Origin of the sequence: Campylobacter sp. IFREMER_LSEM_CL2194 (genome assembly GCF_025771685.1) — a bacterium.
Classification (GTDB): Bacteria; Campylobacterota; Campylobacteria; order Campylobacterales; family Campylobacteraceae; genus Campylobacter_D.
Genome location: NZ_JAKMQS010000021.1, coordinates 1 through 11,785 on the forward strand (window position 1 = coordinate 1; position 11,785 = coordinate 11,785).

12 protein-coding genes and 1 pseudogene are annotated in these 11,785 nt (G+C 25.7%); 2 read left to right on the forward strand and 11 right to left on the reverse strand.

Annotated elements, in window-relative coordinates; translation table 11 throughout:
• From L8V79_RS07700 to tssM, 11 genes and pseudogenes are all read right to left on the reverse strand, one after another.
• Positions 1-189 (reverse strand): annotated as a pseudogene (locus L8V79_RS07700) (hypothetical protein); the annotation flags it as partial.
• A gap of 7 nt (positions 190-196) precedes the next feature.
• Positions 197-1,738 carry a lipase family protein gene (locus L8V79_RS07705; protein ID WP_263703153.1) on the reverse strand — a complete coding sequence of 514 codons (1,542 nt, stop codon included), beginning with the start codon at positions 1,736-1,738 and terminating at the stop codon, positions 197-199.
• A 256-nt stretch (positions 1,739-1,994) separates the two neighbouring features.
• Positions 1,995-2,432, reverse strand: coding sequence for a hypothetical protein (locus tag L8V79_RS07710; RefSeq protein WP_044598580.1), 438 nt, complete (start codon positions 2,430-2,432; stop codon positions 1,995-1,997).
• Between the two features lie 303 nt (positions 2,433-2,735).
• Positions 2,736-2,936: a hypothetical protein gene (locus L8V79_RS07715; protein WP_263666958.1), complete on the reverse strand. Its 201-nt coding sequence runs from the start codon at positions 2,934-2,936 to the stop codon at positions 2,736-2,738.
• Entirely contained in the window at positions 2,936-3,496 is a 561-nt protein-coding gene (locus L8V79_RS07720) for a methyltransferase (RefSeq protein ID WP_263703154.1), read from the reverse strand. The genes L8V79_RS07715 and L8V79_RS07720 overlap by 1 nt, the downstream gene beginning before the upstream one ends.
• Positions 3,497-3,540: 44 nt before the next feature.
• Positions 3,541-3,810, reverse strand: a complete 270-nt coding sequence (locus tag L8V79_RS07725; RefSeq protein ID WP_162497605.1) for a hypothetical protein — start codon at positions 3,808-3,810, stop codon at positions 3,541-3,543.
• A 326-nt stretch (positions 3,811-4,136) separates the two neighbouring features.
• The gene (locus tag L8V79_RS07730; RefSeq protein WP_263703155.1) at positions 4,137-4,610 is read right to left on the reverse strand and encodes a methyltransferase; all 474 of its coding nucleotides are present in this window, start codon (positions 4,608-4,610) and stop codon (positions 4,137-4,139) included.
• The gene (locus L8V79_RS07735; protein WP_263703156.1) at positions 4,610-4,870 is read right to left on the reverse strand and encodes a hypothetical protein; all 261 of its coding nucleotides are present in this window, start codon (positions 4,868-4,870) and stop codon (positions 4,610-4,612) included. The genes L8V79_RS07730 and L8V79_RS07735 overlap by 1 nt, the downstream gene beginning before the upstream one ends.
• 141 nt (positions 4,871-5,011) lie before the next feature.
• Entirely contained in the window at positions 5,012-5,254 is a 243-nt protein-coding gene (locus tag L8V79_RS07740) for a hypothetical protein (RefSeq protein ID WP_263703157.1), read from the reverse strand.
• 57 nt (positions 5,255-5,311) lie between these two features.
• Positions 5,312-6,214, reverse strand: coding sequence for a hypothetical protein (locus tag L8V79_RS07745; RefSeq protein ID WP_263703158.1), 903 nt, complete (start codon positions 6,212-6,214; stop codon positions 5,312-5,314).
• Entirely contained in the window at positions 6,204-9,746 is a 3,543-nt protein-coding gene (tssM, locus tag L8V79_RS07750; RefSeq protein WP_263703159.1) for a type VI secretion system membrane subunit TssM, read from the reverse strand. Before tssM ends, L8V79_RS07745 begins: the two co-directional genes overlap by 11 nt.
• A gap of 135 nt (positions 9,747-9,881) precedes the next feature.
• On the opposite strand from tssM, the gene L8V79_RS07755 reads away from it, so the two are divergent.
• Together L8V79_RS07755 and L8V79_RS07760 are read left to right on the forward strand one after the other, a co-directional pair.
• The gene (locus tag L8V79_RS07755; protein ID WP_039626225.1) at positions 9,882-10,397 is read left to right on the forward strand and encodes an Hcp family type VI secretion system effector; all 516 of its coding nucleotides are present in this window, start codon (positions 9,882-9,884) and stop codon (positions 10,395-10,397) included.
• Positions 10,398-10,490: 93 nt separating this feature from the next.
• Positions 10,491-11,785, forward strand: a 1,295-nt coding sequence (locus tag L8V79_RS07760) for a contractile injection system protein, VgrG/Pvc8 family (protein ID WP_263703160.1), incomplete at its 3' end; no start/stop codon positions are given.

An 11,785-nucleotide genomic window follows, 5' to 3' on the forward strand; every position in this document is an offset into this window, starting at 1 on the left:
GAGGGTAGAGTTTAAAAAGATATAAGCTTGGTAGTTTTGGAGTTCTTCAAAAGTAAAATCTGTCGTTGCTTCTAATTTGTAAAGTTCATCATAAATACTTTGACAATCAATGATGCTTTTATTTTCACAAAACAAATAAATACTTTTTTTATCTTTATGAATAGAATATAAAAAGTCTCTACCTATCATAATTTTCCTAAATAATACCTATTTTAGCTTTTCCATTAAAATACAAAGCTTGTGATATTTTACAAACTCCACCTAAATATTGTTCATCCCAAATTTGATCTTTTATTTTATAACTTTTTGAATTATATCTGTATATTTTTGTTATATTATTAATATTTTCAAGACATTTCATATCTTTATAAACCACAATAAAAATTCTAAATTCCCCAATGGCAATTTTATGAGCTAAATTTTCTTGATTATTAATAAAGGAACTATCTTTTCTGTATTTATTAAAATCATTTTTATCAAGAATTAAAATATATTTTTCTTTTTCATGTGCCTTTAAAATAAAATCTATGATTTTTATTTGACTAATGGTAGGAGCTTTATAGCTTGTATAATAATTATCTCCAACCTCTTCTAAAATACCATTTGTTTCTTGCATTATAGTGGCTATTAATGAAAGAAAATATTCAAAATGATTGATTTTTTTTGGAGAGCTTCTTAAAAGCCCAAGAGGTCCATTTTTAAGAGCGAAATTTTTATTATTAATAGCATTATTTTTTAACACAAAAGTTTCTGTATATATTTGAATATTTTTCATAAAATGATTAAGATACTCTATACATTCACTAAAACTTTTATCTTTGACTTTGTTATGGTTAGCATCTAATTCTAAAAGATAGGAGTAGAAGTAAAGAGTTTGAGTTAGGGGGATTATGGAGTGAGAATCTTTACCCGTATAGATAGGCAGTCTATTGTGTGAGCCATATTGAGCAGAAGCGATGATATTTATACCACCGCTGTCATAGACACAATATACTTTTTGAGGATTTAAGACTTGCTCCATAATATTTTTATCTAATAATGCTGCCAAAGCCCGCATTAGCATATTATCAATCTCATCAATAGCAGGAGAATTAAAAGTATAGACTTGCGATGCCATAAATTTGATTGCATTAAATTGTGTATTTAAGCTCCTATCAATAGTATCGCAAAATTGCATTGCTATAACTGCTAAATATCCGCCTAAAGAATGCCCTATAAAAATAATATTATTTGAATCTACTTTGTTTAAAATAGGTGCTATGTCTAATAAAAATTGCTTTAAAGCATTAAGTTGAAAATCGCCCTTACCAAAGGTAAGCCCTATATCCGCCAAAGTATCCATACTCCAAAGTCCCTCTGTCCCCCTAAACCCTACTACAAACTTATCTTTTTCTTTATCATAAAACAAAGTAGCACTAAAGCCAGAAGCCGTATTTGGTTGGTGGAATTTAATCTCATATTTTTTAGCAAAGTTTTTAGCTTGAATCTCCCCAAATTCTCCATTAAGTGTCGGATATAGTGCAATGGAATCATCATAAATAAAATAATCTTTATATTTTTTAGATAAGGTCTTTGTATATTCTAAATTTTCTATATTGTCTTTATCTTTAGGGAATCTATTTTGCCCTATTTTATAACTATCCATTTCTCGCTCATCGTTATTGATATACATAAAGTTAAAATAACTTGCTTGAGCCAACTCGGCATAGTCTCTTAGATTGTTGATTAATTCTTTCATTTAGTCTCCTAAAGTTAATTTAGCACCAAAAACAGAGCAAATGCCAAAGGGTAATATAAAAACAATATTAAAAAATTCCTTAAATATTTTTTAATTCTTGTTATTCCAAAAAGCCATAGATTGGCTATCATTAGTGGAAAGACTATCCAACCAAGCATTATAAAAAACTCCTCAACCCTATTTGGATTATGTCCAACAATAGGAGATATAAACCAACCTACAACACATAATATAATCCAACAAATATAAAGTATTTTTAGAATCCGCATTCTGTTTCCCTAAACCACACCACGAAACCATCTTTGTATGTATCATAGAACAAAGCAGCAGAAAAGCTTGACTCTGTATTTGTTTGATGGATTAATAAATCATATCTATCTAAGAATTGTTTGGCTTGGAGTGGGGAGAAGTCGCCATCGAGCTTGCTGATAGTAATTTCTTTTTGTTCTTTATCTAACTGAACGAATTCAACAACTCTATGATTTTTATAGTTTGTATTCAAAATATCCGTAATGTAAATTTCTTGAATTTTAGGTTTATTGTCAGCGTCTCTAATTTCATTGCCTTGCCTATCTTGCATTACAAGAAAGTGAGATTTACTTTGCTGTTCTAAAAAATAGTGAAAATATCCATAGCTAGCCCATGCTAACTCAGCGTTATCTCGTAGTTTTTCAACTATCTCTTTATTTGTCATTTTGCCTCCTTAAAATTACAGATAAACTTATTATCTTTAAAACATTCTGGCATCTCTTTAATATAGATATCACCACAGGTAATATAATTATTCCACATAACTCTAAAATCCATATTGCCTTCATTGCCTAATATCATAGGTCTCCAATCATACCAAATTGAGCCTGATTCATTGATTTCTATTATATTTTTTTCCAAATCCATTTTAATATTTAACTGAGCTTTTATTCTCTCAGTATCATATCTAAATCGTGCAATATAATTATTATTCTCAAGTTTTAAATTATTTTGTAAATCACTAGGATTAACTCCAAATAATTTTAATGCTTTCTCTGTTCTTTTTTTTAGAAGGCGGTGTAATATCTAACTCACATATTTTCTTAAACTTCCAATAACTTGGTTGTAATTCATAAGGAGTATAATAAAGCGGGATTCCAAGTAGATAAATTCCAAATAATGTAATAAATACTAAGATAATCTTTTTAGGTGCAAGAAACTTTTTCATTATTTGACTTCCTTAGGCTCTATTCCTCTAATGGCTAAAATATAATTGATATAGCCATATTCACTTGTATAGATTTTTTCTTTAGTTTTACTATCAATTTGTTTTCTTTTTTCTCCAAACAAAGTAACACTAAAGCCACTTGTAGTGTTGGGCTGATGTTTTAAAAGTTTAAATCTATTTACAAAATCAATAGTTCTTTTACTCAGTGCATCATTCAATCCTACCCTACTAATATCATTATCCAATGTTATTTCTTTACTATCAAAACAAGTATTTATAAGAGAAATACAATATTTAGGTTCTATTTTAACTATTTTATTTTGTTCAAAACGAGCTTGTATAGCTCTTGCATAGGTAGAATTTTGATTATTATGCTTATCACCTAGTCTTTGGGTATCTACTTTTTTTTCTAATTCATTGCCATTATCATTTTTATATTTAATTACACCTTTAAAAACATATTGCAACATCGCATAACTAGCATCTGCACAATTAGCATAGTCTAAAAATTTAGTGATTAAGTCTAATTTAGCTTCTTGTGTTTTAATGTTTTTGCTCATTTGTTATTCCAAAAATCTAAATCTCAAATTATCTTTCTAATTTTTTATCTAATATCTTCACAATACAGTCTTTTATGATATCTAAAATAGAATCCAGCACCCTCATCACCTCCCAAAAATATACCATAATCATTATAAATATAAGATAAGTGTGTTGAATAATGAATACCATCATAATAATCTTCAAATGTAACTTCTGTTAAAGTAAATTTATTTTTTTGCAACACATTAATGCTTTCTGATTTTTTAAAATCAAAATATATTTTTTTATTTATTTTTTGATTAAAAAAGAATTCTCCTTTTTCATCATGCATTGTATTTCCTTTTTCTCTATTGCTGAATATTTCCCAATAAGCTTTATTGTAAATTATTACTTTATTATCTATATCTTTACACAAGCTCCTAAACTCATAATACTGCGGATCCATATATTTATAAGAACATCCTCCTACTAAGAATAATAAAAGATATGCAGGTAAAAGAAACAAAGTAAATTTTTTAAATATTGTTTTAAAATTTATAGTTTTTGTTTTATTTTTTAATTTATAAAAAATTTTAAAGATAAAATATAAAATAACAGAAAATATAAAAACAAAAAAGAAAAATATAAGAATAAATATTAAAAGATTAATAAAGAATTCTAGCATTTATTAACTCCTCTTAATTTTCTCTGTTTTTTCATAAGACAATTTGTAGTGTTGGGCTGATGTTTTAAAAGTTTAAATCTATTTACAAAATCAATAGTTCTTTTACTCAGTGCATCATTTAACCCTACCCTGCTAATATCATTATCCAATGTTATTTCTTTACTATCAAAACAAGTATTTATAAGAGAAATACAATATTTAGGTTCTATTTTAACTATTTTATTTTGTTCAAAACGAGCTTGTATAGCACAAGCATAAGCTGTGTTTGTATTTTTAGGTTTTACAATATTTTCCCTTTTACTATTTTTCATAACAATATCTTGCTTTAATTTATCACCAAAAGTAAGTTTATCTGCTTTATAATCATCTTGCTCTATATTTTCCCAAACATATTGCAACATAGCATAACTAGCATCTGCACAATTAGCATAGTCTTTGATTTGAGAAATAAGTTCTTTAGGGTTCATCAGTAACTTTGTCCTGTATATTTTTCATCACTTTTTATAAATTTACCATTAGTAAAATAATGAAAAGATCCTCCTCCTACACTTTTACGACTAATGCTAGAAAAGCTAAATCCTCTTCCTTCATCTCCAAATAATCCATAGCTTTTTACTTTATAATCTATCATAGTAGAAAAAGTAACAGGGTATTTTTTACCCTTGTATACATAATAACTTCTCATACCTAGATAAGGTCTTAATTTTTTATAGTTTTCTTCACCCATGTATGCTTTAAATTGATCTTCATAGTATGCAAATTCGGGTTTATCTTTGAAACCAAAATTAGCTTTACCTTTATGTCTATAATCACTACGATAATATTTACAACCATTAGAAAGGACTTGAGGGAATTTTTTTCTACATCATTACTTTTTAATATTAGCTCTTAACTCTTCATCAGAAGCAGATATATTATTAATCCATTGATTATATTCTTTTATCTTTCTTTCATTTTCCAATATCTCTTCTCTTATTTTTTTATCAAAGATATAAATTCCACCATAATTACTTGCAAGAGTTTCTAATTTACTTGCTTTATTTTCTTTAAAAGCACATGCACTTAAAGATACTAAAGAAAACAAGCTTAGAATTATCATTGTGATTTTCATTTGATACTCCTTTTTTAAATTTAATTTTGGAAAATTATCTTACTTTACTTTGAAAAATTATTTTTCTTTGTATTTATTTAAAGACAGTAAAGTCAAATTTTCAAATATATTTTGATCATTTTTGATGATATTTTGTAAGGCGTTTTGCAAATAAGTCACAAAAATATCTTCTTCCATCTCTTTAAATACAGGTGAATACAATTCTTTAGTAATTAATTTTAATACAACAAGATTAATTAGTTTTGTATCTTTAATAAGCGGAATTTTTGAAATAATCGTTTGAAAATCATCTATATTTAATTTTTGGAAATTATCATTTAGTATTGTTTTTTTACGATTTTGTGATAATTCATTTTGCAATTTATCTAAAATTTTTCCTATATTTTCATAAGTAAAATCTAAATTAACAGAAGAATTAGATTCCATAATAACTTCGGAATTTTTAATATTATTATCCTCAATAAAACTATAATCTATTTTTGTTTCAATAAGTTCTTTAATGTTTTCTTTTGCCTTAAAATCTAAACCATCTATTTTTCCTCTAGGTTTTAGCTCTATTTCATCCATCTGTGTGTGTTTTTCTATTTCTTTTATTTCTTTTGCTTGCTTTAAAGTTTCTTGTTTAATCTCTTTTGAATCAACAAAACGCAACTCAATAAGACCTAACTTTAAAACATCACCTTTATTAATAATAATTTCATAACCATCTTCCAACCTAGAAAAAGAATTATTATAAAAAATATCACTACCTTCTATAGGCGTCATAGTAAAAAAACCTTCTTCAAAAGTAATCTTCATATGTTTTTCTTTAACAGAATTATTTTTATCTTGTATCCAAAACAAACATTCTGGACTTGATCCAACAAGTCCACCAGTTTCATCAAATACACAAGCTACTGTTTTTGTAATATTTTCATCAATATTTTCAATTATTAATCCCATGCTTTCTTTATCTATCATTTTGAGCCTTTGTTATATTTTCTACTATTTTAAAATCACTTAATATTTTAATTATATTATTAACATCTGAGTTATTGTTGTTAAGCTTGAAATCAAAATACATTTTTTTATTGTCATTAAATAAAACACTATAAGATGAATTTAAATTTTTACTTTCCTGTAACAATTTATACCAAGCCCATTCTCCTTTATATGATTTTGTGTAATTTATATTAGCATCTAAATAAGAATACGCAGTGAAATCAAAACTAGTTCCATTGTTAAATTCATCAGTTATAACATCTAATTTTGTATGCAATGTGTGATCATATATAATAGAAGTATCATTATACTGAACCTTTACAAAAGAAAAATCGGCACTTAAGTCAAGACTTTGTAAAGTAAAACGCACTCTCATTACATCATTTGCATTTAGCATTAACTCTGATAAATTACCAGCCTTAGTAATAAAATCCAAAAATTCTTTGGAAAAAGTTAATCTTGAGCTAAATTTAGAATTAACAGAGTAAACATTTTTTCTTTTAATTAGAACATTTGTTAAATATTTTTCATAAAACTTATTTAAAATTCCATTTTTACCAAAGAAATTTTTAAAAGAATCTATACTTAAATCTTGTGAACTTAATAAATTAAAAGGATAAAAAGGAGCTATATCATTAACAAATGGTGCATAAACCTCATTCAACCAAACAGTATTAAACAAAGAAACTCCATGGTTTTCTATAATATTCCAAGCATACAAAGAAAGAGTTGCATAATATTTTTCCAATTCACTTGGTAAATTTTTAATATTTTGTTCAAGAGAACTAAATGGGTCGCTAGAATCTTTACTATCGCTTAAAGCGTATTTTATTTTTTCCTCAATAGTTTGCGAGTTATTTGTTGTAAAGTCAGTTATTTTTTTATAAATATTAGACAAATCTGTATTTATTAATTCCATGGTTTTTTGATGACTTCCAACATCTAAACCTACAGCAGTAGCACCCGTATTTAAAATAGAATTTTGTTCTATAATTTTATGATAAGCATCAAACGAACTGGTAATCCCCATAAAACTTGTCTTTATTTCAGCAGCATTAACACCGAGATTATATGCTTGAGTTAGTAAGGCAGCATCATTAAGATTGGTATTTACACTAACAATTTTTATAAAATTCATTAAAGGATTTTCTTTTTTAGATAGTATATTAAGTTCATTTAACATAGAACTTTTGGAAATAAACTTTTTTGGTGCAAGTGAATTTAAAATTTCTTGCCATTTATTTTGATATTGCGTTAAATAAATTTTAATAATTCCCATTGCCATATTGCTTCTATTTTCAGAATTTGACAAATCATTTAAAATCCACGAATCAATCTCAATGGCTTTATCTATTTTTACATTTAATGTTTGCAAAAAGTCGGCCATACCTCTTTTTGTGTAAATTTCTTCGATACTATCAATTTTAATAGACTCTGAGAAAATATTGTTAGCAGCAAACCCTAATTCATTTTTAAAATTATATACTTTATTTTTTTTATCTAGAATGATAAAGTTAAGTAAAATATATATTCTTTGAATTTTTGCTACATTATATAGTTTTTCAATAGATAATTTAACCGAAATATCATCTTGCTGAGAAGTGCTTAAATCAATCTTTTGAAGTTCATCGATACCAGATAGAAAATTTTCTTTAGAAATTTTATATTTTTCTAAAAAATTCCAATTTTCATTAATCCATATTTTTAATAAATCTTTATCAAGATATTTTTGCTCAAACAATGATTTATATACATATAAAGTTTTAATTAAGTTATCATAATTATTGTCAGTTTGTAATATTATTTCCATTTCTTTTAATAGGGTATTTTTCAACACATCTTCACTAATTTTATAATATAAATTTTGAGCTTTTTTAAAGCCTTTATATGTTATGTCTAAGCTGAAATATTCAAACAAACTTGCCTTTTCGATTAATTGCGGATATACACTTAGTATATTTCTTAAATCAACTAATAATTTTGCTTTTTCTTCTATACTCATCATGGGGTAATCTTGCATATTTTTCAACAAAAATGAAAGATCAGTATAAACACTTTGAGATATTTTCTTTTCTTGCTCACTTTTAAGAATAAAATAAGATGAAATAAAATAAGTCATACAACTCAAAAATATAGTTAGACCCACAAGCGATATCTTTTTATAAAAACTTTTAATTCTACTTAGTGATGAATCTTTAAAGACAATATCTTCAAGCAAAGACTGAACAAAATAACTTTGCTTACTAAAAGACTGTTTTACTTGAGCTAATGGTTTTTTTATATTATACTTTTCACAAATTGTATCAAGCATAAAATTTCTTGGCACATTTTCTTGATAAGCACTTACATAATATACCCCTCTTAAAACTGAACTATTTTTTAAAATATTTTCATTTTGGAGTTGCACGATAAAGTCTTTGCTCAATACAAATAAATTATCCAACTGCTTTAAAAATAAATAAATTTTATTTTTTTCCTCTATAGTGTATATAGAAGAATTTTTATCAACAAAACGTAAAAACAAAGATTTGCTTATCTCTTCAAAAGACTTTTGAATATCTTCTTCTTTAAAATGTTCTGCAAAACTTATACCAAAAGCTTTTTTTTGAATTTTTTCATTAAAAATATCAAAAAATTCTCTCATACCTTCTATCAAATCTAATTTTGAAAAAACAACATAAATAGGTAATTGTACACCTAAAATTTTTTCACACTCATGCACTCTTTTTGTTAAATAACGAATTAAATTATTAGAATATTCTTTTGTGTTTTCCAAAAATAATCGAGTGTCAATTATCAAGACAACACCATTTAATTTACTGTGAAAATAATTCTTATTTAAAAATTTTAAAAAATTTTGCCAAATGCTCTTTTTAATTAAGAAATCTCTATTTTTCTCTATATCATCTTCGGGTAACTCATCACTACTATTAGGATGAAAAAAATCTTCTTGAGAAAAATAATTTCCCTCAGTATCAAGCAAAGCGCCTTTCTTGGAAACATATAAACTAAAATTATTGGTAGACTTATGCATCTTTTTATATGATTCTAAACTATCACTTAAAGGATATTCTATATCAGAATAATTTATAAAAGTACTTTTACCAGCACCTTCATTTCCTATGATAATAACAAGAGGTAAATTTTTAGTATTGATATCTTTTTTCCATGTTTGTTTAGCATCTTTTAATGCAATAAAGAAATTTCTTTTTGCTTTGTATAAAAATCTATCAGCTTCCTTTCTAATCTCTTTAAGTCTTATTCTTTTATCATCTTTAAAAGATTTTATAAAATTATTTAAAGGTTTTAAAAGAAAAAATAAAAAAATACAGCACCAAAATACAAAAATTATCCCAAATCTTAAATAAGAATTACTAAAAATATAAATTTCATTAAATGCAAATAAAGAACCATAAGTCCAAAAAAATAAACTTAAGACAACTAAAATAATAAGCATTAATGTGATTACGAAAATCCTAGATTTTAAAATTTGCATTATTTTTTGAAACATAATTTTTCCTAATATAAATTCAAATAATTTTTATTTCTATTTATTAATTTTATATTATTTTTACTTATTCTGTATTAAAATATTAAAAGCTTTTAATATAAATATAAAGTTAAAATTATAATCATAAGGAAAAACATGGCACAACCAGCATATATCAAAATTGAAGGTTCAACCCAAGGACTTATTTCAAGTGGTGCTTCTACGGAAGCAAGTATAGGAAATCGCTATCAAGCAGGACACGAAGATGAGATTATGGCTCAAGAAATTTCTCATATTGTAACAGTTCCAGTTGATCAGCAAAGCGGACAACCATCAGGACAAAGAGTTCACAAACCTTTTACTTTCACTTGCTCTCTAAATAAGGCAGTTCCTCTACTTTACAATGCACTGACAAAAGGTGAAAGACTTCCAAGTGTTGAAGTTCATTGGTTTAGAACATCAACAAGTGGCGGACAAGAACATTTTTTTACAACTAAATTAGAAGATGCTATCATTACAGATATTACCTTAGTAATGCCAAATGCTCAAGAAGCAAACAATCATGACAAAACAGAGCTTTTTAAGGTATCTTTAAATTACAGAAAAGTTATTTGGGAGCATACAGCGGCTGGAACAAGCGGAAGTGATGATTGGAGAGAAGCAAATTCATAGCACAATAAGCTTATTGTTTAACAATGAGCTTTATATGCTATTTTATCTTTATCACTTCCATTAAAACCCTCATACTAAAACAAAGGCTTTTTAATGAATACCCATAATTCCTATCTTAATTTAAAAATTAACAAACTTGATTTTAAAATCACAAAAGCCATTATAAAAGAAAGCTTGGATCAGATCTTCTTATGTGAATGTGAAGGTTTTTATGAAAATATCAATAATGATATTTTTAGTGATGATAATATTGAATTTAATCCTAATATGCTTATTGATAAAGAAGCTTCGCTTATAATTAAAAATCCTTATGAAAACAAAAAGATAGATTTTTCAACTAATATTGATATGATTTATAAAGGAATAATATCTTATGTTGAGTATTTAGGCATTAATCAAGGTAGTGCTAGCAATATTGTAAAAGAAAATTTTAAACAATTAAACCATAAACATTTTTTTAAGTTTAACTTGCATTCTCCTTTAATAAGACTTGATTTTAATAAAGCAAATCGTATTTATACTCATACAAACATAATAGAAGTAATTAAACAAACCTTAGCCTATTACAACACCAAGCTAAATAAAAACATTGATTTTTCTAATATTCATCATATATATGAAACTAAAGAGCTTATATCTCAATACAATGAAAGTGATTTAGAATTTATCACAAGATTAACACACAATCATGGCATTTATTTTTATGAAGATAAGGATAATATTTATTTTTATGATTTTTATACTCATAAAGGCAAAATAAAAGATATAGTTTTTAATCCTAATATCAACAACCATCTTAATGAAACTTGTATTTATGCACTAAATAAAGAAAAGCAAATACAAACTAATGCTTTTACTCATTCTAGCAATAATTCCAAACAACCTTTAAGTTTATATTCATTAAGCACTAAAGCACAAAACACCAATGCACATTATAATGAGCATTATTATGAAAGCGAGTATTCCTTTACACAAAATATCAATTTAAAACAATCCCCTACCCTAAAAGAAAAAAGAAATACTATGCTTAATAATATGCTAAAAGCAAAAAGCAATATTTATCATCTTAGTTTAAATGAAAGTATTAAAATCAATATTCAAAAAGAAACTACAAAAGAATATACCATTATAGCAAAAGAACAAATTTTAATTGATGATGCTATTTTAGCTAATACTATCAACACCAATGATAATTTAAATATTAAAGACTTAAATCTAAGTAAATCTTATACAAATAATTTAACCCTTATTCCATCTTTTTTAACCTTTACACCTAGTTTTAAATCCAAACCAAAACCTCCAATTAATACCATGGGTATAGTTATAGGAGAAGATTTTAATATAGAAAATCAAAGAAATACTATTTATACTGATGAGTATGGAAGAGT